The sequence below is a fragment of the Streptomyces sp. NPDC015131 genome, assembly GCF_043079975.1.
GTDB lineage: Bacteria > Actinomycetota > Actinomycetes > Streptomycetales > Streptomycetaceae > Streptomyces.
Genome location: NZ_JBIBVB010000002.1, coordinates 92,941 through 112,980, shown reverse-complemented (window position 1 = coordinate 112,980; position 20,040 = coordinate 92,941). Strand labels below are relative to the sequence as shown.

General features: G+C 73.3%; 22 protein-coding genes. 18 read left to right on the top strand and 4 right to left on the bottom strand.

Going from position 1 to position 20,040, the window contains the following annotated elements:
* Positions 1 to 64 precede the first annotated feature (64 nt).
* Genes sufD through ACF08D_RS05910 form a run of 6 tightly spaced genes read left to right on the top strand, consistent with a single transcriptional unit; the run spans position 65 to position 4,399 of the window.
* Positions 65 to 1,246, top strand: a complete 1,182-nt coding sequence (gene sufD / locus ACF08D_RS05935; protein ID WP_392221331.1) for a Fe-S cluster assembly protein SufD — start codon at positions 65 to 67, stop codon at positions 1,244 to 1,246.
* Positions 1,246 to 1,563: a non-heme iron oxygenase ferredoxin subunit gene (locus tag ACF08D_RS05930; protein WP_126883593.1), complete on the top strand. Its 318-nt coding sequence runs from the start codon at positions 1,246 to 1,248 to the stop codon at positions 1,561 to 1,563. Before sufD ends, ACF08D_RS05930 begins: the two co-directional genes overlap by 1 nt.
* A gap of 7 nt (positions 1,564 to 1,570) precedes the next feature.
* Entirely contained in the window at positions 1,571 to 2,335 is a 765-nt protein-coding gene (gene sufC, locus ACF08D_RS05925; protein ID WP_392221330.1) for a Fe-S cluster assembly ATPase SufC, read from the top strand.
* Complete coding sequence (locus ACF08D_RS05920; protein ID WP_392221329.1) at positions 2,332 to 3,588, top strand: cysteine desulfurase; 1,257 nt, start codon at positions 2,332 to 2,334, stop codon at positions 3,586 to 3,588. Before sufC ends, ACF08D_RS05920 begins: the two co-directional genes overlap by 4 nt.
* An 11-nt stretch (positions 3,589 to 3,599) precedes the next feature.
* The gene (gene sufU / locus ACF08D_RS05915) at positions 3,600 to 4,064 is read left to right on the top strand and encodes a Fe-S cluster assembly sulfur transfer protein SufU (RefSeq protein ID WP_392221328.1); all 465 of its coding nucleotides are present in this window, start codon (positions 3,600 to 3,602) and stop codon (positions 4,062 to 4,064) included.
* On the top strand, positions 4,061 to 4,399 hold the full coding sequence (locus tag ACF08D_RS05910; protein WP_392221327.1) for a metal-sulfur cluster assembly factor: 339 nt from the start codon (positions 4,061 to 4,063) through the stop codon (positions 4,397 to 4,399). The genes sufU and ACF08D_RS05910 overlap by 4 nt, the downstream gene beginning before the upstream one ends.
* Before the next feature lie 66 nt (positions 4,400 to 4,465).
* Here ACF08D_RS05910 and ACF08D_RS05905 read toward each other — a convergent pair whose 3' ends face one another.
* Complete coding sequence (locus ACF08D_RS05905; RefSeq protein WP_392221326.1) at positions 4,466 to 5,644, bottom strand: hypothetical protein; 1,179 nt, start codon at positions 5,642 to 5,644, stop codon at positions 4,466 to 4,468.
* Positions 5,645 to 5,690: 46 nt separating this feature from the next.
* On the opposite strand from ACF08D_RS05905, the gene ACF08D_RS05900 reads away from it, so the two are divergent.
* From ACF08D_RS05900 to ACF08D_RS05855, 10 genes are all read left to right on the top strand, one after another.
* Complete coding sequence (locus ACF08D_RS05900; RefSeq protein WP_392221325.1) at positions 5,691 to 6,029, top strand: DMT family transporter; 339 nt, start codon at positions 5,691 to 5,693, stop codon at positions 6,027 to 6,029.
* The gene (locus ACF08D_RS05895; protein WP_392221324.1) at positions 6,029 to 6,568 is read left to right on the top strand and encodes a TetR/AcrR family transcriptional regulator; all 540 of its coding nucleotides are present in this window, start codon (positions 6,029 to 6,031) and stop codon (positions 6,566 to 6,568) included. Before ACF08D_RS05900 ends, ACF08D_RS05895 begins: the two co-directional genes overlap by 1 nt.
* A gap of 61 nt (positions 6,569 to 6,629) precedes the next feature.
* A complete protein-coding gene (locus tag ACF08D_RS05890; protein ID WP_392221323.1) occupies positions 6,630 to 7,232 on the top strand; it encodes an RNA polymerase sigma factor in 603 nt (200 codons plus the stop codon).
* On the top strand, positions 7,225 to 8,172 hold the full coding sequence (locus tag ACF08D_RS05885) for a hypothetical protein (RefSeq protein ID WP_392221322.1): 948 nt from the start codon (positions 7,225 to 7,227) through the stop codon (positions 8,170 to 8,172). The genes ACF08D_RS05890 and ACF08D_RS05885 overlap by 8 nt, the downstream gene beginning before the upstream one ends.
* 100 nt (positions 8,173 to 8,272) lie before the next feature.
* Positions 8,273 to 9,256: a 2,3,4,5-tetrahydropyridine-2,6-dicarboxylate N-succinyltransferase gene (dapD, locus tag ACF08D_RS05880; RefSeq protein WP_392221321.1), complete on the top strand. Its 984-nt coding sequence runs from the start codon at positions 8,273 to 8,275 to the stop codon at positions 9,254 to 9,256.
* A gap of 91 nt (positions 9,257 to 9,347) precedes the next feature.
* Positions 9,348 to 9,554, top strand: coding sequence for a hypothetical protein (locus ACF08D_RS05875; protein ID WP_392221320.1), 207 nt, complete (start codon positions 9,348 to 9,350; stop codon positions 9,552 to 9,554).
* Positions 9,555 to 9,711: 157 nt separating this feature from the next.
* Positions 9,712 to 10,101, top strand: coding sequence for a phage holin family protein (locus ACF08D_RS05870; protein ID WP_392221319.1), 390 nt, complete (start codon positions 9,712 to 9,714; stop codon positions 10,099 to 10,101).
* On the top strand, positions 10,098 to 10,355 hold the full coding sequence (locus ACF08D_RS05865) for a DUF3618 domain-containing protein (protein WP_392221318.1): 258 nt from the start codon (positions 10,098 to 10,100) through the stop codon (positions 10,353 to 10,355). Before ACF08D_RS05870 ends, ACF08D_RS05865 begins: the two co-directional genes overlap by 4 nt.
* A 9-nt stretch (positions 10,356 to 10,364) precedes the next feature.
* Entirely contained in the window at positions 10,365 to 10,643 is a 279-nt protein-coding gene (locus ACF08D_RS05860; RefSeq protein WP_392221317.1) for a DUF4235 domain-containing protein, read from the top strand.
* Positions 10,644 to 10,791: 148 nt separating this feature from the next.
* On the top strand, positions 10,792 to 11,505 hold the full coding sequence (locus tag ACF08D_RS05855) for an antibiotic biosynthesis monooxygenase (protein ID WP_392221316.1): 714 nt from the start codon (positions 10,792 to 10,794) through the stop codon (positions 11,503 to 11,505).
* A 16-nt stretch (positions 11,506 to 11,521) separates the two neighbouring features.
* On the opposite strand, the gene ACF08D_RS05850 is transcribed toward ACF08D_RS05855, so the two are convergent.
* Complete coding sequence (locus ACF08D_RS05850) at positions 11,522 to 13,372, bottom strand: endonuclease/exonuclease/phosphatase family protein (RefSeq protein ID WP_392221315.1); 1,851 nt, start codon at positions 13,370 to 13,372, stop codon at positions 11,522 to 11,524.
* A gap of 204 nt (positions 13,373 to 13,576) precedes the next feature.
* On the opposite strand from ACF08D_RS05850, the gene ACF08D_RS05845 reads away from it, so the two are divergent.
* Positions 13,577 to 15,031, top strand: coding sequence for a hypothetical protein (locus tag ACF08D_RS05845; protein ID WP_392221314.1), 1,455 nt, complete (start codon positions 13,577 to 13,579; stop codon positions 15,029 to 15,031).
* 469 nt (positions 15,032 to 15,500) lie between these two features.
* On the opposite strand, the gene ACF08D_RS05840 is transcribed toward ACF08D_RS05845, so the two are convergent.
* Together ACF08D_RS05840 and ACF08D_RS05835 are read right to left on the bottom strand one after the other, a co-directional pair.
* Entirely contained in the window at positions 15,501 to 16,262 is a 762-nt protein-coding gene (locus ACF08D_RS05840) for an SDR family NAD(P)-dependent oxidoreductase (RefSeq protein ID WP_392221313.1), read from the bottom strand.
* On the bottom strand, positions 16,259 to 16,879 hold the full coding sequence (locus ACF08D_RS05835) for a PAS domain S-box protein (protein ID WP_392221312.1): 621 nt from the start codon (positions 16,877 to 16,879) through the stop codon (positions 16,259 to 16,261). Before ACF08D_RS05835 ends, ACF08D_RS05840 begins: the two co-directional genes overlap by 4 nt.
* Positions 16,880 to 16,944: 65 nt before the next feature.
* Here ACF08D_RS05835 and ACF08D_RS05830 point away from each other — a divergent pair, with 65 nt between their 5' ends.
* The gene (locus ACF08D_RS05830; RefSeq protein ID WP_392221311.1) at positions 16,945 to 20,037 is read left to right on the top strand and encodes a cytochrome P450; all 3,093 of its coding nucleotides are present in this window, start codon (positions 16,945 to 16,947) and stop codon (positions 20,035 to 20,037) included.
* Positions 20,038 to 20,040 lie beyond the last annotated feature (3 nt).

Sequence of the window (20,040 nt, the reverse complement as noted above, 5' to 3'; positions counted from 1 at the left end):
CCGGCCGGCCCCGCCCCGCCGGCGGCGAACGCACCGAACGCAGAAAGCGAGCAGACCGACAGCCATGGCTGAGGCTCAGAATCTCCCGGCGGGCTCCACCACCGCCGGCTCCATCGCGGTGGCCGCCGAGTCCACCGTCGCCACCCGCATGAGCGCCCCCCCGTCCTTCGACGTCGCGGACTTCCCCGTCCCGCACGGCCGCGAGGAGGAGTGGCGGTTCACGCCGCTGGAGCGGCTGCGCGGTCTGCACGACGGCACCGCGATCGCCACCGGCGACGGGGTGCGCGTCGACGTGGAGGCGCCCCAGGGCGTCACCGTCGAGACCGTCGGCCGCGACGACGAGCGGCTCGGCCGGGCCGGCACGCCCGTGGACCGGGTCGCCGCCCAGGCGTACTCGGCCTTCGAGAAGGCGTCCGTCGTCACGGTGCCCAAGGAGACCGTGCTCACCGAGCCGATCCGGATCACCGTGCACGGCCAGGGCGGCACCGCCTTCGGCCACCAGGTCGTCGAGCTCGGCGCGTTCGCCGAGGCCGTCGTCGTCATCGACCACACCGGTGACGGCGTGCTCGCCGCCAACGTCGACTACCTCCTCGGCGACGGCGCCCGGCTCACCGTCGTCTCCATCCAGGACTGGGACGAGAAGGCCGTCCACGTCGCCCAGCACAACGCGCTGGTCGGCCGCGACGCCTCCTTCAAGTCCGTCGTCGTCACCTTCGGCGGCGACGTCGTCCGCCTCCACCCGCGCGTGAAGTACGCCTCCACCGGCGGCACCGCCGAGCTGTTCGGCCTGTACTTCACCGACAAGGGCCAGCACCAGGAGCACCGCCTCCTCGTCGACCACAACACCCCGCACTGCACGTCCAACGTCGCCTACAAGGGCGCGCTCCAGGGCGACGACGCGCACGCGGTGTGGATCGGCGACGTCCTCATCCAGGCCGCGGCCGAGGGCACCGACACCTACGAGATGAACCGCAACCTGGTCCTCACCGACGGTGCCCGGGTCGACTCCGTGCCCAACCTGGAGATCGAGACCGGCGAGATCGCCGGCGCCGGCCACGCCTCCGCCACCGGCCGCTTCGACGACGAGCAGCTCTTCTACCTGATGGCCCGCGGCATCCCGGAGATCGAGGCCCGCCGCCTCGTCGTCCGCGGCTTCTTCGCCGAGCTGGTCCAGCAGATCGGCCTGCCCGATGTCGAGGAGCGGCTGATCGCCAAGATCGAGGCCGAGCTGGAGGCGTCCCTCTGATGCCCTTCGTCCGAGCCTGTGGGCTGAGCGAGCTGGAGGAGGACACCCCGAAGCGGGTGGAACTCGACGGCACGCCCATCTCCGTCGTCCAGACCGAGGGCGAGGTGTTCGCGATCCACGACATCTGCTCGCACGCGAACGTCTCGCTGTCGGAGGGCGAGGTCGAGGACTGCCAGATCGAGTGCTGGCTGCACGGGTCCGCCTTCGACCTGCGCACCGGCAAGCCGTCCGGCCTTCCCGCGACGCGCCCCGTCCCCGTATACCCCGTAAAGATCGAAGGGGACGATGTGCTCGTCTCCGTCACCCAGGAGTCCTGAGTCACCCATGGCAACGCTTGAAATCCGCGACCTGCACGTCTCCGTCGAGGCGGACAACGCCACCAAGGAGATCCTCAAGGGCGTCGACCTGACCGTGAAGCAGGGCGAGACCCACGCCATCATGGGCCCCAACGGCTCCGGCAAGTCGACCCTCGCGTACTCGCTGGCCGGCCACCCCAAGTACACGATCACCGGCGGCACCGTCACCCTCGACGGCGAGGACGTCCTGGAGATGTCCGTCGACGAGCGCGCCCGCGCCGGCGTCTTCCTCGCCATGCAGTACCCGGTCGAGGTCCCCGGCGTCTCGGTGAGCAACTTCCTGCGCACCTCCGCCACCGCCGTCCGCGGCGAGGCCCCCAAGCTGCGCACCTGGGTGAAGGAGGTCAAGGAGGCCATGCAGCGCCTCAACATGGACCCCTCCTTCGCCGAGCGGAACGTCAACGAGGGCTTCTCCGGCGGTGAGAAGAAGCGCCACGAGATCCTCCAGCTGGAGCTGCTCAAGCCGAAGATCGCCGTCCTCGACGAGACCGACTCCGGCCTCGACGTCGACGCGCTGCGCATCGTCTCCGAGGGCGTCAACCGCGTGCGCGAGAGCGGTGAGGTCGGCACCCTGCTGATCACCCACTACACGCGCATCCTGCGCTACATCAAGCCGGACCACGTCCACGTCTTCGCCGGCGGCCGGATCGTCGAGTCGGGCGGCCCCGAGCTGGCCGACAAGCTGGAGGCCGAGGGCTACGCGTCGTACACGAAGGGTGGCGCATCCGCGTGACACAGCTGCCGGGCCTCCTCGACGCCGAGGCGCTCCGCAAGGACTTCCCGATCCTCGACCGGGTGCTCCACGACGGCAAGAAGCTCGTCTACCTGGACAACGCGGCGACCTCCCAGACGCCGCGCCAGGTCATCGACGCCGTCAGCGAGTACTACGAGCGGCACAACGCCAATGTGCACCGCGGCGTGCACGTGCTGGCCGAGGAGGCCACGGCGCTGTACGAGGGTGCGCGCGACAAGGTCGCCGCGTTCATCAACGCGCCCAGCCGCGACGAGGTGATCTTCACCAAGAACGCCTCGGAGTCGCTCAACCTGGTCGCCAACATGCTGGGCTGGGCCGACGAGCCCTACCGGGTCGACCAGGACACCGAGATCGTCATCACGGAGATGGAGCACCACTCCAACATCGTCCCGTGGCAGCTGCTCTCGCAGCGCACCGGCGCCAAGCTGAAGTGGTTCGGCCTCACCGACGACGGCCGCCTCGACCTGTCGAACATCGACGAGATCATCACCGAGAAGACGAAGATCGTCTCCTTCACGCTGGTCTCCAACATCATGGGCACCGTCAACCCGGTCGAGGCGATAGTGCGCCGCGCCCAGGACGTCGGCGCCCTGGTGCTGCTCGACGCCTCGCAGGCCGCCCCGCACATGCCGCTGGACGTGCAGGCCCTCCAGGCCGACTTCGTGGCCTTCACCGGCCACAAGATGTGCGGCCCGACCGGCATCGGCGTGCTCTGGGGCCGCCAGGAGCTGCTGGAGGACCTCCCGCCGTTCCTGGGCGGCGGCGAGATGATCGAGACCGTCTCGATGAGCTCGTCCACCTACGCCCCCGCGCCGCACAAGTTCGAGGCGGGGACGCCCCCGATCGCGCAGGCCGTGGGCCTCGGCGCGGCCGTGGACTACCTGTCCGCGATCGGCATGGACAAGATCGCCGCTCATGAGCACGCGATCACCGAGTACGCGGTCCGCCGCCTCCAGGAGGTCCCCGACCTGCGGATCATCGGCCCGGTGACGGCCGAGGACCGCGGCGCGGCGATCTCCTTCGTGCTCGGCGACATCCACCCCCACGACGTGGGCCAGGTCCTGGACGAGCAGGGCATCGCGGTCCGGGTCGGCCACCACTGCGCGCGGCCGGTGTGCCTGCGGTACGGAATTCCCGCGACCACGCGAGCGTCGTTCTATCTGTACTCCACTCCCGCCGAGGTCGACGCCCTGGTGGAAGGGCTGGAGCACGTCCGTAACTTCTTCGGATGAGGGGCTGACGCGTGAAGCTGGATTCGATGTACCAGGACGTCATCCTGGACCACTACAAGCACCCGCACGGGCGGGGCTTGCGGGACGGCGACGCCGAGGTGCACCACGTCAACCCGACGTGCGGCGACGAGATCACGCTGCGCGTGAAGTACGACGGGTCGCTCGTCGCCGACGTGTCGTACGAGGGTCAGGGCTGCTCCATCAGCCAGGCGTCGGCCTCCGTGCTGAACGAGCTGCTCGTCGGCAAGGACCTCGCCGACGCGCGGCGGATCCAGGAGACCTTCCTGGAGCTGATGCAGTCCAAGGGGAAGATCGAGCCCGACGACGCGATGGAAGAGGTGCTGGAGGACGCGGTCGCGTTCGCCGGCGTCTCCAAGTACCCGGCCCGGGTGAAGTGCGCCCTGCTGAGCTGGATGGCCTGGAAGGACGCGACGGCCCAGGCGATGGGTGACGGCGCGGAGAGGAACACGGCATGAGCGAGAACCAGACGGCCGGCACCAAGCCGGCGTCCGAGGAAGAGGTCCGTGAGGCCCTGTACGACGTCGTCGACCCCGAGCTGGGCATCGACGTCGTCAACCTGGGCCTCATCTACGGCATCCACATCGACGACGCCAACATCGCGACGCTGGACATGACGCTGACGTCGGCGGCCTGTCCGCTGACGGACGTGATCGAGGACCAGGCGAAGGCCGCGACGGACGGCATCGTCAACGAGCTGAAGATCAACTGGGTCTGGATGCCGCCGTGGGGCCCGGACAAGATCACGGACGACGGCCGGGAGCAGCTCCGCGCGCTCGGCTTCAACGTCTGATCCGGAAGCCGGCTGCGACGGCCATGCCCGCCAGGGAGACTGGCGGTCATGGCCGTTTCCCGTCCCTCACGGACTGAGCGGCCCCTGCGGCGGTGCGGCCGCGGCCTCGGCGAGGGTCGCGCCCAGGTTCTCCCTGCGGATGCGCTGGTCGACGTAGATCAGCGCGTTGACCAGCTGGGGGAAGGCGGCGGTGAAGACCTGGGAGACGATCTGGGCGACCAGGCCGAAGGCCAGGCCGGTCACCAGGATCGCCACGGCGGTCCCGGTGCCCGGCGCGCCGTCGCCGAACCCGTCCGCCCCGAAGCCGTCCCCGCCGATGCCCTCGAGGAACGAGAAGGGGAGCTGCAGGGCGTAGCCCGCCAGGCCCGCGATGATCGCGCCCAGCAGTGAGATCCCGAAGACCCGCCACCAGTCGCCGCTCACCAGCCGCGCCGAGCGGGTCATGGAGGCGATCGCGCCCTGGCCCTCGAAGACCGCGACGGCCGGCGCGAAGCTGAACCGCACCCACAGCCAGACCGCCACCGGGCCGGTCGCCAGCAGCCCCAGGACGGCCAGGCCCAGCAGCCACCCGAACCCGCCGTCCTCGCCCACGGCGAGGGCGAACAGCGAGAGCACGATCGCGGTGAACGCCAGCACCATCAGCAGCATCGGCACGGCCGCGACCAGCCACATCAGCAGCGTGACCCGCAGGACCGCCCCGACCCGGGGCCGGGCGCGCCGCCACACCGTGCCGATGGTGGCCCGGCGGCCGAGGATCGCGTCCTGGAGGACGGCCGGGCAGCTCGCGTACACCACGGCGTTGGCGGTCAGCAGGACCAGCATCCCGAAGAGGTAGACGCCGATGAAGGCGGCCACCAGGGGCGCGAAGTCGGCGGGGGCGGCGTCGGCGTCGTACCGGGACGTGTCCACGAGCCGCTCGACGTCCTCGCGCAGTGCCACGTACGCCAGCACCAGCGCCCCGCCGAAGACGACCAGCGCCGCCGCGTAGGCGGCCAGCGCGATGCCCAGGAGCTGCTTCCAGTGCCGCCCCAGGGTCATGAACGCGCCGCCGAGGACCTCCATCACCCCGTACGGGGCCAGCGGCACCACCCCAGGCTTGGGCGGCGGCGCCCAGCCGCCCCAGCCGCCGCCGTAGCCGCCGCCGCGGCCGTACGGTCCCGGCGGTGGCCCGGCGGGAGGTCCCTGCGGCGGCCCCCACCCGGTGTGCTGCGACATGTACTCCCCGTCCCCCTCGTACTTACGCATGAGGCTCTGATGTGCGAATCCGACGCGCACACGTTATCCGGAACCGATGTGTACGCTCGTACACATGGGATACGGACTGCTCGCAGCCGCCATCGCGGCCGAGGTGGCGGGAACGACGGCCATGAAGTACAGCGACGGCTTCACCCGGCTGTGGCCCTCGCTGATCACCGTCGCCGGCTATGTGCTCGCCTTCACGCTCCTCGCGCAGACCCTCAAGACCATGTCCGTGGGGACCGCCTACGCGATCTGGGCCGGAGTGGGCACCGCGGCCGTCGCCGCCATCGGCATGCTCTTCCTCGACGAGTCGACCAGCACCGTCAAGATCCTGGGCATCGCCCTCGTCATCGTCGGGGTGGTCGTCCTCAATCTGGGAGGAGCCCACTGATGACCCCCCGCCGGTACGACCCCGACCGGCGCGGGCGCATCATCGACGCGGCGATCCGGGTCGTCGGACGCGGCGGCATCGCCGGACTCAGCCACCGCACGGTGGCCGCCGAGGCCGATGTGCCCCTCGGCTCCACCACCTACCACTTCGCCTCCCTCGACGAACTGCTCGTCGCCGCCCTGCGCCGGTCCGGCGAGGGATTCGCCGGTGCCGTACGGGGAAGCGCCGCCCTCACCGGAACCGGCGCCGACCTCGCGGCCGGCCTCGCCCGCCTCACCGGACAGTGGCTGGCCGGCGACCGCACCGGCGTGGAGCTGGAGTACGAGCTGTACCTCGCCGCCCTGCGCCGCCCCGCCCTGCGCCCGGTCGTCGCCGAATGGACCGACGGCGTCGTCGCCGCCCTGTCCGCCCGCACCGACCCCGCCACCGCCCGCGCGCTGGTCGCCCTGATCGACGGCATCTGCCTCCAGGTGCTGCTCACCGACGCCGAGTACGACGAGGACCGCACCCGCGAGATGCTGGGGCGACTGCTCGCGTGAACCCCTTCCGGGCGTGCGGGGAACAGAGGGTGTGACCACGCCCGTAACAGATGGAGACCCCGTGACCGGCCCGCCCGGCGGCGAGGACGACGCCGGTGTCATCGCCGCGTCCCTGGACCGGCCCGAGCTCTTCGCCGAGCTCTACCGGCGGCACGCCGCCGACATCCACCGGTACGCCGGCCGGCGCCTGGGCGACGCGGCGGCCGACGACATCACGGCCGACACCTTCCTCGCGGCCTTCCGGGCCCGCTCCCGCTACGACCTCGGCCGCGCCAACGCCCGCCCCTGGCTGTACGGCATAGCCGCCAACCTGATCGGCAAGCAGCGCCGCACCGAGGTCCGCGCCCTCCACGCGCTCGCCCGCACCGGCCACGACCCGGTCGCCGAGTCCTGGGTCGACCACGCCGACGACCGGATCACCGCCCAGGCCGCCCACGGCCCGCTGGCCGGCGCGCTCGCGTCCCTCTCGGGCGGCGACCGGCACGTCCTGCTGCTGGTCGCCTGGGCGGACCTCACCTACCAGGAGGTCGCCGAGGCGCTGTCGATCCCCGTCGGCACGGTCCGCTCGCGCCTCAACCGCGCCCGCAGGAAGGTGCGGGCCGCGCTGGGCGGCGCCGACCCCACGCTCGTACACGACTTCGTGCAGGAGGCCAGCCATGGATGAGATGCGGACGCTCCAGGACTTCCGGGCGGACGCCCCCGCCCCCGACCGCGCCCGCCTCGCCCCGGGCCACCAGCGGCTCCTCGACGAGGCGGCCCGGCCCCGGCGCCTGCGGGGCCGGCGGTGGCTGGCTGCCGTCGGTGCCGCGACGGCGGTCGCGGTCGCGGCGGTGCTCGTCACGCAGGCCGTCCCGCCGGCGGACGGGCCGCGCGTGAAGGCCGAGTACGCCTCCGTACCGGAACCGGGCGACGGACAGTGGCTCTACCGCAAGACGGTCACCCGGCAGTCGACTCTCAACTTCCGCGACGACCTCAACCCGGTGACGGAGAAGGAGCCCGGGTGGAAGCCCTATGCCGTCCTTGAGGGAGAGACCTGGACGCAGTACGCCAGCGGGAAGCAGCGGCGGACGCTGAGCACGGGCCGGCTGGACTCCCTCGTCACGGAGTCGCCCTGGGGGTCACCGAAGGACGTACGGGCCAAGGTCGAGAAGCTGCCGAGCGAGCCCCCGGAGCTGATGCGGGCCCTGCAGGGCATCGTCACCATGCCGAAGGGCGACCCGCCCGGACCGGACATCGGCGACTACCACCGGATCTGGTTCGCCTTCACCGAACTGGAGAACCTTCCGCCGAAGGTCCGCCTGGCGCTCTTCCGGACGCTCCAGCAGATCCCCGGTGTCGTCATCCGCACCGACCCGGCCGAGGACGCGCTGGGCCGCCCGGCCGTCGCCGTGCACTGGTCGGACGCCGACGACCAGTTCACCAAGGAGACCCACCGGCGCAGGGAACTGCTCCTCGACCCGGAGACCTACGAGTACCGCGGCGAACGGACCCTGCTGCTCGCCGGAGGCATGATCGACTCCAAGGTGACCACGAAGGACACCCTGATCTCGGTCAGCGCCGTGGTGGACGGGGGCGTCGTGGACAAGGCGGGCACCCGCCCCTGACCCGCCCGCGGTCGTCCGCCCCGGGACGGGGGTCCGGGGCGGGCGACCGGGACGTGAGACCGGTTCGCCCGGGCGGCCGGGCGCCGGTTAGGTTTCTGGCATGACTTCTGCACCTCGCACCACCGGCGCCGTCGCCGCCGGCCTCGCCACCATCGCCGGTGACGGCACCGTCCTCGACACCTGGTTCCCGGCGCCCGAGCTCGTCGCCGAGCCCGGCCCCGCCGGAACCGAGCGCCTCACCGCCGACCAGGCCGTCAACCTGATCGGCGAGGGCGCCGCCAAGGCCGTCGGTGTCGACGCCCGCCGGGGCGTCGAGGTCGTCGCCGTCCGCACGGTCATCGCCTCGCTCGACGAGAAGCCGATCGACGCCCACGACGCCTACCTGCGCCTGCACCTGCTCAGCCACCGGCTGGTCAAGCCGCACGGGCAGAGCCTGGACGGCATCTTCGGGCTGCTCGCCAACGTCGCCTGGACCTCCCTCGGCCCCGTCGCCGTCGACGACCTGGAGAAGGTCCGCCTCAACGCGCGCGCCGAGGGCCTGCACCTCCAGGTCACCAGCGTCGACAAGTTCCCGCGCATGACGGACTACGTCGCGCCCAAGGGCGTCCGGATCGCCGACGCCGACCGCGTCCGGCTCGGCGCGCACCTCGCCGCCGGCACCACCGTCATGCACGAGGGCTTCGTCAACTTCAACGCCGGCACCCTCGGCACCTCGATGGTCGAGGGCCGCATCTCCGCGGGCGTCGTCATCGGCGACGGCAGCGACATCGGCGGCGGTGCCTCCACCATGGGCACCCTCTCCGGCGGCGGCAACGTCATCATCTCCGTCGGCGAGCGCTGCCTGGTCGGCGCCGAGGCGGGCGTCGGCATCGCGCTCGGCGACGAGTGCGTTGTGGAGGCCGGCCTCTACATCACCGCCGGCACCCGGGTCACCATGCCCGACGGCCAGATCGTCAAGGCGCGGGACCTGTCCGGCGCCTCCAACATCCTGTTCCGCCGCAACTCGGTCACCGGCACCGTCGAGGCCCGGCCGAACAACGCGGTCTGGGGCGGTCTCAACGACATCCTCCACAGCCACAACTGATTCGTGTGATGGTGCGTGACCTTTCCGCCACTCGGGTGGATAAACAGGTCGCACACGGTCACACAATCCGGCAGGGCGAGGGACGGTTCCTATGAAGATCGCACGGCTGGTCGTTCCGGGCGCGCTGGCGCTGGCGGCCGCACTCTCCTCCGGGACCGCCCACGCGGACGAGGCGCACAGCGCCTCCGACAACGGCCACCACGTGACGCTCCTGTCGATCGGGCAGATCGACGACCCCATGGAGGACGTCCTGGAGCACGTCGCCGTCTTCGGGTCCAACGGCGTCGTCGGCTCCTGAGCCGCCCCGCGCGAGCGCCCGTATACAACACCCGCAGCCCGTCGGCCACTCACGGCCGGCGGGCTGTCCCGCGCCCGCGCACGGCCGGATTGGCTGGTTCACGGCGCCGCCCGGCGGGGTACCCGGAGCTTCCCGTACGAGATGGGAGGCGATTCGCGTGGCCGGAGAACCGTCGGTCGGCGAGCTGGTGAAGCAGGCGTCGGAACAGCTCTCCGACCTGGTGAAGACCGAGATGCGCACCGCGCAGGCCGAGATGATGCAGAAGGGCAAACGGGCGGGCAAGGGCGGCGGGATGCTGGGCGCCGCCGCGGCGGTGGGGTATGTCGGGCTCATCGGGGTGTGGGCCAGCGTGGCGGCGGCGCTGGCCGTCGCACTCGACGTGTGGCTGGCGGTCCTCATCGCGACCGCGCTGTTCCTGGCGCTGGCCGGAGTGCTCGCCGTGCTGGGCCGTACGCAGCTCAAGCGGGCCGTGCCGCCCAAGCCGGAGCGGGCGATCGACGGAGTGCGCTCGGACGTCCACGAGATCAAGGAGAGGGTCCACCGATGACACGGGACAACGCCCGCAGCCCGGGACCTGACGAGCTCCGCCTGGAGGCGGCGCGCAAGCGGCAGGAGCTCGGCGAGACCATCGACCAGCTGATGGCCAAGACGGACGTGAAGAGGCGCGCCGCGCACCTGGTGCACGACAAGACCCCGGAACCGGTGCGTGAGCACTCACGCCCCCTCCTCGCGGCGGTGGCCGCGGTGGTGGTCGCGGGAGTCGTGCTGTACAGCCTGCGGCGCAGCGGAAAGTGGGGGTGACGGCAGGACATGGCCAAGCAGAAGAAGCGCAAGCAGAAACTCCTCTACCGGCCGGTGGGCATCCTGCTCGGCATGGCGGGCGGCGCCATGGCGAGCACGCTGTTCGCCAAGGCGTGGGCGGCCGTCGGCGACGGCGACGCCCCGGACGCGATGGACGAGGAACGGGAGTGGAAGGAGATCCTCCTGGCCGCCGCCATCCAGGGCGCCATCTTCGCCGTGGTCAAGGCCGCGGTGGACCGCTCCGGCGCGGTGGGGGTGCGGCGGCTGACCGGCACCTGGCCGGGCTGACGCGCGGACAACCCCGCCACGGGCGGCTCCGGACCACACGGCCGGAGCCGCCCGTCGGCGTCTCTTGACCTCAACCGCGCTTGATCTTCGACCATGGCGGGTACGCACGCGCCCCGCCCCGGGACGCGGCGTCACGAGAGGACACGCCATGACCGTCGTCGACCAGCCCCACGCCCGCCCCGACCTGCTCCGCCCCGGCGTCGGCGTCGTCACGGTGAGCACCTGGCGCGTCGGCACCCCCGAGCGGCAGAAGGCCGCCGTCGAGGCCATCGCCACGGCATGGCACGCCCGCGACTGGCCGGCGGGGGGACTCCTGTCGTACACCGTCCACACCGGCGAGGACGGCGACACCCTGCTGCACTACGCGCAGTGGACCGGCGAGGAGGCGTACCAGCACTTCGTCCGCACCCACCGCGACGACAGGAACGCCGAGATCGACGCCGCCGTCCCCGGCATCGAGCGGGTCGCCCTGCACACGTACACCCCCTACCGCAGCGGGACGGCGGCTCCCGGCGACACCCGGATCCCCGGCTGCGTCGTCGTCGTGGACGTCGAGTTCGACGGACCCGACGCCGACCGTCAACGCGCCTGGGTGGACGCCGTGTTCGACGCGCTGGGCGACGAGCCCGCCCCGCACCCCGGCGGCATCGCCGCCCACTTCCACACCGGCACCGACGGCACCCGGGTGCTCAACTACGCCGAGTGGGAGAGCGCCGGCGCGCACCGGGCGGCGCTCGCCGCCCCCGGCGACGGGATCGGGTCCGCCACCCCGCTGTGGCAGCGGGTGCAGACCTGGCCCGGCGTCACCGGCGGCGGCGTACGGCGCTACACGCCCGCGCTGAGCCTCACCGCGGCGGGGTGAGGCCCGGCGCCGGGCCTCACGGGCGGAAGCGCAGCACCTGCGGGTCGTGGTCGCTGTTCTGCTCGGCGAACTCGGCGTTGATGTGCACGCTGTCGTACGCGAAGCGGTCGATCGACGGGCTGGTCAGGATCTGGTCCAGCACCTGGCTGTTGCCCTGGTAGACGTACGAGTAGCGCTCGGAGCGCGGCAGCGAGGTGACCGCCGCCCGCAGCGCGCCCCCGGCCGTCAGCGCCTTCGTCGTCCCGGAGAACTCGAAGTCGTTGATGTCGCCGAGCACCACCACAGCGGCGGAGCGCTGCGCCTTCAGGACGTCCTTGACGAAGGTGTTGACGGCCTGCGCCTGCAGGAGCCGCTTGGCCTCGGAGGAACGGTTCGGCGGCTGGTGGTGCGAGACCAGCGACTCGTCGCCGCCCTTCGAGCCGAAGTGGTTGGCGACGACGAAGACCGTCCGGCCGCGGAAGGTGAACTCGCCGGCCAGCGGCTTGCGGCTGTTCTCCCACGCCGTGTCGGCCGGGGCGATCCGGCCGGGGGAGTGGGTCAGGGCCGCCCGGCCCTTCTCCCGTACGACACCGGTCGCCGTCACCGCGTCACCGCCCGCGCGGTCCGTGAAGGACACCCGCTCGGGGTTGAAGAGGAACGCCTGGCGGATGTTGCCGCCCGGCTCGCCGCCGTCCTTGTTGTTCTCCGGGTCGATGGAGCGCCACTGGTACGCCGGGCCGCCGGCCGCGACGATCGCGTCCGTGAACTTCTTCAGCGTCTGGTCGGCGGCGACCGTACCGTCGTTCTTGGCGCCGTTGTTGTCCTGGATCTCCTCCAGGGCGAGGATGTCGGGCGACGCCAGGTTGTCGACGACGGCCTTCGCCAGCGCGTCGAACTTCTCCTGCGGGTCGGACGGGTCGAGGTTCTCCACGTTGTACGTGGCGACCGCCAGCTCGCCGCGGTGCTGCTTCCTGGTCCGCTCCCGCTCCAGGCCGCGGTCGGCGACCGTGCCGAGGGTACGGGCGGTGAGCGTGTAGCCGCCGAACTGGTTGAAGTCCAGCGGGCCCTCGGTCGTCCCGGTCAGCCAGTCGCCGACGTTCGCCTTCGGGAAGGGCTGCTCGGCGACGGGCGCGAGGGACTGGATCTGGAGGCGCCCGGTGTTCTGCGAGGTGTACGAGCCGTAGACCGTGCCGCCCCGCCGGTTGTCGTTCTCGCGCGGCTTCACCGTCACCCACAGCTCGTGGTACGGGTCGGTCGCGCCGACCACCCGGGAGGAGCCGATGCGGACGTTCGAGCCCTCCAGGGACTCGAAGTAGTCCAGGGCGTACCGCCCCGGACGCAGCGTCAGGCCGTTGATGGACCCGCCGGCCGCCGGGTCGCCCTGCGGCGTGTAGGCGGACGGGACGGAGCGGGACGAGAGCGTGACGGGTGCCGGGACCGGGTTGCCCGAGGAGACCACGGTGACCGTGGGCTTGGTGATCTGGGTGAGCGACTGGTTCCCCGAGGCCGCGCCGCCCGGGACGTACTCGGTGACCGTGCCGGAGACGGTGACCGCGTCACCGACGGCGACGGTCGGGACCGAGCCGGTGTAGACGAACACGCCCTCGCTGGTGGCCGGGTCCTTGTCCGGCGCGGTGTCCTGGAACCAGAAGCCGCGCGAGCCGTACGTCCGGACGCCGGTGACCACGCCGGCCACGCCCGAGACCTGCTGCCCCACCAGCGGCGAGGTGCGGGTGGTGCCCTGGATGTCGTGGATGCGTATGGCGTCGTCCGGCGCTCCGGCGGCCGTCGCCGCGCCCGTGGCGAGGAGGCCCGCCGCGAGGGCGGCGGCCACGACGGCCGAAACGGCGGCGGTGCGGGAGGTCGTTCTCGGCAGGGATGAGGACATCAAGGGGCTCCGGTGGGTGGTGGGAGGTGGTGGCGATCTACCTGCGGGTAGCTCTACGCGCGTCAATCTCTTGGCTGTGACCCGTCCTTGTCAAGGGTTCACGAGTGGCCGGAATTCGACCGGTACATGAACGTCCGGGTGGGTGCGCGAATACGTCTACGCTGGGGGCCGCCCGACCACGAACGTCCCGAGGAGAAACCGCTGATGTCGTCGGATCGCCCCGCCCTGCCGCCGGTGCGGCTGCCCTCGGACGCGGAGCTGGCGCGTGACGCGCTCGTCGCCCCCCTGCTGGCCCGCGCCGTCCGGCTCGCCCGCTGGGCCGGGCCGGACACCCGGGTCGGCGCGGGCGGCGAACTCATCGAGGAGCAACTGCCCGCCGCCGCCGAGGCGCTGGGCCTCGACCCGGACGAGGACGGCGCCGCGTACGCCAGCGAGGCCTGGCGCGTCGCCGTCGACACCGGGCTCGTCGCGGTCGAGGACCCCCAGGAGGACGAGCACGGCGGCGAGAGCGGCACCGCCGAGGCCGGTGACCAGCTCGCCCTGGTCACCGGCGGCACCCCGCAGGACGTCCTGGCGCTCTGGCTGGACGCCCTGGAGACGGCGCTCGCCGACGCGACCGCCCCCCTCATCGACGACCTCGCCGACCTCGTCGGCGAGGACGGCGAACTCGACCTGGACTCCCTGGACTGGGACCCCCAGCACGAGGCGGACTTCCTCGACGGCGTCCTCGGCAACCTGTACCTCCTCACCGTCACCGAGGGCGGCTCCGGCGACGCGCCCGTCCCGCTCCCCGCGCTCGCCGCGTCGATGATCGTGCCCGACGACATGGGCGAGCCGACCGACGACGTCCTGGAGCAGGTCTCCGAGGCGATGATGCGGCTCGACGACCAGTTCCGGGTCCTGGAGCCGGTGGGCCTCGTCGAGTACCAGCCCGTCGACGAGGCCCTGATGGCCGAGGAGGGCGAGGAGCCCGCCCCGCCCGCCGACGACGAGGACGTCACCCGCTACGGGATGGTCCGGCTCACCCCGCTCGGCCTCTACGGCGTCCGCGCCCGGATGCTGGAGGCCGGCGTGGACGCGCCCGCGGTCGGCGACCTCACCGAGAAGGGCGCGGACGCCCTGCTCGCCGGTCTCGCGCACTACCCGGAGGCCGCCGCCCGGGCCGAGACGCACCAGTGGCTGGCCGCCCGCGGGGCGGTGCCCGCCGCCGCCGAGCTGCTCGCCGCGGCGAAGGGCGCGGACGCCGGAGCGCCACTGCGCCGGCTCCACTGCCAGCAGGCGCTGACCCTGGTGGGCGCGGACGCGGAGCCCGCGGTACGCCAGGTGCTCGACGACCCCGAACTCGGCGGGCTCGCCCGGGTCTGGCTCGCCGAGCGCGGTGCGGCGGACGTGCCCGCGCCGCCGGAGCCGATGGTCTTCTGGCTGGCCGTCGACACCATCGCGGCGCAGCTGCACGCGGTGGGCGGCGGCGACTCCGAGGAGCTGCGCGAGCTGATCGAGGGCCTGACGAGCCGGCACGGCGGCTTCTTCGACGCGGCATGGCGGGTGGAGCACCCGGCCACACCCGAGGTCCTGGAGGCGATCGGGCGGCTGCACCGGGACAAGGCGGTGGCGAAGGAGGCCCGCAAGGCGGCGTTCAAGTCCCGCTCGCGAGCCTGAAACGCCCCTGCGGAGCGGTGCGGCACGTCCCCCGGTTGCGGGCGGTCGCCCCCTCGTTGTGGGCAATCGTCCCGCAGGGCGATGGGGGTCCCCCCTGCTCGAGCGAAGCCGAGAGCTTGGGGGAGGGTGGGTACAACGGGGCCCCGCGTTGTGGGCATTCGTTCCGCTGGGGCGGAACGGGTGGGCACAACGCACCCGGGACGGTGCCTGTTCCTGGGGTGCGCCCCGGGGCGGTGCCGGTGGGTGGGGGGTGTGGCCCCTCCGGGCTCACCTCCTCGCGGTCGGCGGGTTGCCCTACCGGTCCGGTCACCGGGCGACGCCGCCGATCCGCTGCGGGGGCGACCCTGCACGGCCCCACCCCGGCCGTACGCCGACTGCGGGCCGGTGGGTGGGAGGGGCACGGCCCCGCCCCGGCCGTCGGCCGACTGCGGGCTGGTGGGTGGAGGGGGCGTTGCCCACAACGGGTCCCTCAGGGGCGCAGGTGTGACGCGCCGTTGAGGTCCAGGATCGTGCCGGAGGCCCATTCCGCGGCCGGCGAGGCCAGCCAGAGCACCGCCTCGGCGACCTCCTCGGGCGTGCCCACCCGGCCGAAGGGGCTCTGGCCGCGGATCGCCGCGCCCTCCGGGCCGGCCAGGCGGGGCGCGACGCGCTCCGTGGCGAAGAAGCCGGGCGCGACCGAGGCGACGGCGATGCCGTACGGGGCCAGGGACACCGCCAGCGACTGGCCCAGGGCGTGGACGGCCGCCTTGGTGGCGCCGTACGCCGGGTGGTCGGGCTCGCCCCGCTGCGCGCCCCGGGAGCCGATGTTGACGATCCGTCCGCCCGTGCCCTGGTCGATCATGAGGCGCGCCGCCCGGTGGCTCAGGTGCGCGGTGGCGAGCAGGTTGACCGAGACGTGCTGCTGCCAGGCCCGTACCCACTCCTCGTACGGCGTCTCGGCGAGCGGGTGCCGGGTGTTGACCGCCGCGTTGTTGACGAGGACGTCCAGCCCGCCGAGCGCGGTGGCCGCCGCGCCGGCGACGCGCGCCGCCTCCGCGGGGTCGGCGAGGTCCCCGGCGACGAGGGTGTGGCCCGTGCCGGGCAGGGCGTCCAGGGTGGCGCGCGCCTCGGCGGCGCGGGAGCCGTAGTGCACCGCGACCCGGTCGCCGTTGGCGGCGAAGGCAAGGGCGACGGCGCGGCCGAGGCCCCGGGACGCGCCGGTGACGAGGACGCGGCGGCCGGTGGGGTTCATGGCAGGGGGCCTTTCTGGTCGGGCGCGGCCGCCGGGGGCCACACGTCGGGGGAGAGCACGCCCAGGACGTAGGCGCGGGCCACCAGAGCCGTACGGCCGGGCACTCCCCAGCGGCGGGAGAGGCGGGTGAGGTGGTAGTTGACGCCGTCGGCGGTGAGGCCCACCGAGCGGGCGATCCGGTCGGTCGTGGCGCCGGACGCGACCAGGGCGAGGATCCGCTTCTCCGTGCCGGTGGCGGGTTCCGCCTCCCGGTCGCCGAGCACCTTCAGCACCACCAGCAGGCACAGCGGGGCGTCGGCCGAGTCGCTCACGGTGTCGGCGGTCAGCTCCCCGTACCGCTCGCGGCCGTCCGGGCCGGTCCAGTCGACGCGCAGCGGGTAGCGGGAGCGGTGGCCGCGGCGCACCGCCTCCTCGATGCGGTGGACCTGGTCCGCGGAGCGGGGGTGGAACAGCTCCAGGACGTTGCGCCCCGGCAGCCGGCCCGCGGTGCTGCCCCACTCCGCCGCCATGGCCGGGTTGGCCAGCAGCATCTCGCCGTCCGTCTGGCACACCGCGACGGGCACCGGCATCCGGTCGAAGATCAGCAGGGCCCGGTTGCGCCAGAGGACGTCGTGCATGGCACTACAGAATCATGTAGAAGACCCGCCGGGGCGGCCGGGTGGCCGGGGCGACGCTGAGGTGCATGAGGAACGACACCGCCGTCCCCGTCGTCGAGATCGCCGCGGCGACCGCCACCCCGCTCCAGCAGGTCATGGACCTCCTGCGGGAGCACGGCCCCGTGATCCGCCGCCGGCTGCACGGCCACGAGACCCTGTTCGTCGCCGACCCGGACCTGGTCGCGGAGCTGTGCGACGAGGAACGGTTCGCCAAGCACGTCGGCCCCGCCCTGGAGAACGTCCGGGAGTTCGCGGGGGACGGCCTGTTCACCGCGTACAACGAGGAGCCGGCCTGGGCCGCCGCCCACGGCGTGCTGATGCCGGCCTTCGCGCTCGGGTCGATGCGGACGTACCACCCGGTCATGCTGCGGGTGGCGCGGCGCCTGATCCGGTCGTGGGACGCGGCCGGGTCCGCGCCCGTCGACGTGCCCGAGGACATGACGCGGATGACGCTCGACACCATCGGACTGGCCGGGTTCGGCTACGACTTCGGGTCGTTCGGCCGTGCCGAGCCGCACCCCTTCGTCCAGGCGATGGTCCGCTGCCTGGAGTGGTCCATGAACCGCCTCGGACGGCTGCCGGGAGGCGACTACGGCGCCGAGGACGCGGCGTTCGCCGAGGACGCCGCCCACCTGGCGGCCGTGGTGGACGAGGTGATCGCCGCCCGGACGGAGTCGGGGGAGACCGGGCAGGACGACCTGATGGGGCTGATGCTGGACTCCGGCCTGGAGCACACCACCATCCGCAACCAGGTCATCACCTTCCTGATCGCCGGACACGAGACGACGTCCGGCGCCCTGTCGTTCGCCCTGCACCACCTGGTGCGCCACCCGGGTGAACTGCGGGCCGTCCAGCGGGAGGTGGACGCGCTGTGGGGCGCCACGGCCGACCCAGAGCCGTCGTTCGAGGACGTCGGGCTGCTGCGCCGGACCCGCCAGGTGCTGAACGAGGCGCTGCGGCTGTGGCCGACGGCCGCCGCCTTCAGCCGCCACGCGCGCGTGGACACCCTGCTCGGTGGCCGGATCCCGATGCGGGCCGGGGATGCGGCCACCGTGGTGGTGCCGATGCTGCACCGCGACGCGGGCCTCTGGGGCGACAACCCGGACCTGTTCGACCCCTCCCGGTTCGCCCCGGAGGCCGAGGCGGCCCGCCCGGCGCACGCGTACAAGCCCTTCGGGACGGGGGAACGCGCCTGTATCGGGCGGCAGTTCGCGCTGCACGAGGCGACGATGCTGCTGGCCCTGCTGGTGCACCGGTACCGCTTCGTGGACCACGCCGGGTACCGGTTGCGGGTCAAGGAGGCGCTCACCCTCAAGCCGGACGGCTTCACGCTCACCGTGCTGCCCCGCACCGAGCGGTTCGCCGCCCCCCGGACCGGGCCGGCGGTACCGGCGGAGCGCCGCGCCCAGGGCCCCGCGCGCGTGCTGCCGGGCACGGAGGTGCTGGTGCTGCACGGCAGCAACTACGGGACGTGCCGGGGCTTCGCCCAGGACCTGGCGGCCGCCGCGGAGGGCGCGGGCTGCGCGGCGGAGGTCGCGCCGCTGGACGCGTACACCGGCGGCCTGCCCGCCGGCCGGCCGGTCGTGGTCGTCGCCGCCTCCTACAACGGCCGCCCCACCGACGACGCGGCCGGGTTCGCCGAGTGGCTGGAGAAGGCCGGCGCGGAGGCGGTACGAGATGTTCCGTACGCCGTGCTGGGCGTCGGCGACCGCAACTGGGCCGCCACCTACCAGCGCGTACCCGCCCGCCTGGACGAGCGGCTCGCGGAGCTGGGCGGCGACCGGCTGGTGGCGCGCGGCGAGGCCGACGCCTCCGGCGATCTGGGCGGAGCGGTACGGGCGTTCACGGACGGCCTGCTGCGGGCCCTGCTGGAGCGGTACGGCGACCCGGCGTCGGCGGACGAGGCGGGCGGGCCGGACGGGGCGGCCGGGGTCGTGCCCGCGTACACCGTCACCGAGCTGTCGGGCGGCCCGCTGGACGCGGTGGCGGAGCGGCACGGGCTCACCCCGATGACGGTGACCGAGAGCTGGAGCCTGACGGAACCGGGGTACGCGCGCGTGAAGCGGTTCGTCCGCGTCGCCCTCCCCGAGGGCGTCACCTACCGCACGGCCGACCACCTCGCCGTCCTGCCCGCCAACCCGCCCGCCCTGGTGGACCGCACGGCGCGGCTGCTGGGCGCCGATCCGGACACCGTGCTGAGCATCGTCCCGGCCCGCCCCGGGCGCGCCGCCCTCGCGGTGGACCGGCCGGTCACCGTACGGGAACTGCTGACCCACCTGGTGGATCTGGGGCACCGGCCGGGCGCCGCCGCCCTCGCCCGGCTCGCCGAGCTCGTCCCGTGCCCGCCCGAGGCCGCCGCCCTGCGCGCCACCCCGCCGGGCACGGCCACCCTGCCGGAGCTGGCGGAGACGTACCCGGCGCTGGGCGGGGCGCTGACCTGGCCCGTGCTGCTGGAGGTGCTGGAGCCGATGCGCCCGCGCACCTACTCGGTGTCGTCGTCACCGGCCGTGGACCCCCGCCACGCCGATCTGATGGTGTCGGCCGCCGCCCCGGGCACCGGCTCCGCGTACCTGGCCGCGCTCCGGCCGGGGGACACCGTGCTCGCGGGTGTCCGGCCGTGCCGGGAGGCATTCCGGGTGGTCCACGGCGACGAGCCGCTGATCATGGTCGCCGCCGGGACGGGACTGGCGCCCTTCCGGGGCGTGGTGGCCGACCGGCGGGCCCTGCTGGACGGCGGGGCCCGGGAACTGGGGCCGGCGCTGCTGTACTTCGGGTGCGACGCCCCGGACGCCGACTACCTGCACGCGCGGGAGCTGCGGGCGGCCGAGGCCGGGGGCGCCGTGTCGCTGCGGCCGGCGTTCAGCGAGGCCCCGGTGGACGGCGCCCGCTTCGTCCAGCACCGGATCGCGGCCGACGCGGCCGAGCTGTGGCCGCTGCTCCGGCGGGGCGCCCGGGTGTACGTGTGCGGGGACGCCACCCGGATGGCACCGGGCGTCCGGGACGCCTTCCGCGCGCTGTACGCACAACACGCGCCGGACGCCGGCGACGAGGCGGCCCGGGTCTGGCTGGACCGCCTCGTCGCGGACGGGCGCTATGTGGAGGACGTCTACGGAGGCTGAGAG

What these genes read in the sequence shown, in the direction of transcription:
- sufD (WP_392221331.1), top strand. Translation starts at nt 65, where the DNA reads ATGGCTGAGGCTCAGAATCTCCCGGCGGGCTCCACCACCGCCGGCTCC.
- ACF08D_RS05930 (WP_126883593.1), top strand. Translation starts at nt 1,246, where the DNA reads ATGCCCTTCGTCCGAGCCTGTGGGCTGAGCGAGCTGGAGGAGGACACC.
- sufC (WP_392221330.1), top strand. Translation starts at nt 1,571, where the DNA reads ATGGCAACGCTTGAAATCCGCGACCTGCACGTCTCCGTCGAGGCGGAC.
- ACF08D_RS05910 (WP_392221327.1), top strand. Translation starts at nt 4,061, where the DNA reads ATGAGCGAGAACCAGACGGCCGGCACCAAGCCGGCGTCCGAGGAAGAG.
- ACF08D_RS05905 (WP_392221326.1), bottom strand. Translation starts at nt 5,644, where the DNA reads ATGCGTAAGTACGAGGGGGACGGGGAGTACATGTCGCAGCACACCGGG.
- ACF08D_RS05900 (WP_392221325.1), top strand. Translation starts at nt 5,691, where the DNA reads ATGTGTACGCTCGTACACATGGGATACGGACTGCTCGCAGCCGCCATC.
- ACF08D_RS05895 (WP_392221324.1), top strand. Translation starts at nt 6,029, where the DNA reads ATGACCCCCCGCCGGTACGACCCCGACCGGCGCGGGCGCATCATCGAC.
- ACF08D_RS05885 (WP_392221322.1), top strand. Translation starts at nt 7,225, where the DNA reads ATGGATGAGATGCGGACGCTCCAGGACTTCCGGGCGGACGCCCCCGCC.
- dapD (WP_392221321.1), top strand. Translation starts at nt 8,273, where the DNA reads ATGACTTCTGCACCTCGCACCACCGGCGCCGTCGCCGCCGGCCTCGCC.
- ACF08D_RS05875 (WP_392221320.1), top strand. Translation starts at nt 9,348, where the DNA reads ATGAAGATCGCACGGCTGGTCGTTCCGGGCGCGCTGGCGCTGGCGGCC.
- ACF08D_RS05865 (WP_392221318.1), top strand. Translation starts at nt 10,098, where the DNA reads ATGACACGGGACAACGCCCGCAGCCCGGGACCTGACGAGCTCCGCCTG.
- ACF08D_RS05860 (WP_392221317.1), top strand. Translation starts at nt 10,365, where the DNA reads ATGGCCAAGCAGAAGAAGCGCAAGCAGAAACTCCTCTACCGGCCGGTG.
- ACF08D_RS05855 (WP_392221316.1), top strand. Translation starts at nt 10,792, where the DNA reads ATGACCGTCGTCGACCAGCCCCACGCCCGCCCCGACCTGCTCCGCCCC.
- ACF08D_RS05850 (WP_392221315.1), bottom strand. Translation starts at nt 13,372, where the DNA reads ATGTCCTCATCCCTGCCGAGAACGACCTCCCGCACCGCCGCCGTTTCG.
- ACF08D_RS05845 (WP_392221314.1), top strand. Translation starts at nt 13,577, where the DNA reads ATGTCGTCGGATCGCCCCGCCCTGCCGCCGGTGCGGCTGCCCTCGGAC.
- ACF08D_RS05840 (WP_392221313.1), bottom strand. Translation starts at nt 16,262, where the DNA reads ATGAACCCCACCGGCCGCCGCGTCCTCGTCACCGGCGCGTCCCGGGGC.
- ACF08D_RS05835 (WP_392221312.1), bottom strand. Translation starts at nt 16,879, where the DNA reads ATGCACGACGTCCTCTGGCGCAACCGGGCCCTGCTGATCTTCGACCGG.
- ACF08D_RS05830 (WP_392221311.1), top strand. Translation starts at nt 16,945, where the DNA reads ATGAGGAACGACACCGCCGTCCCCGTCGTCGAGATCGCCGCGGCGACC.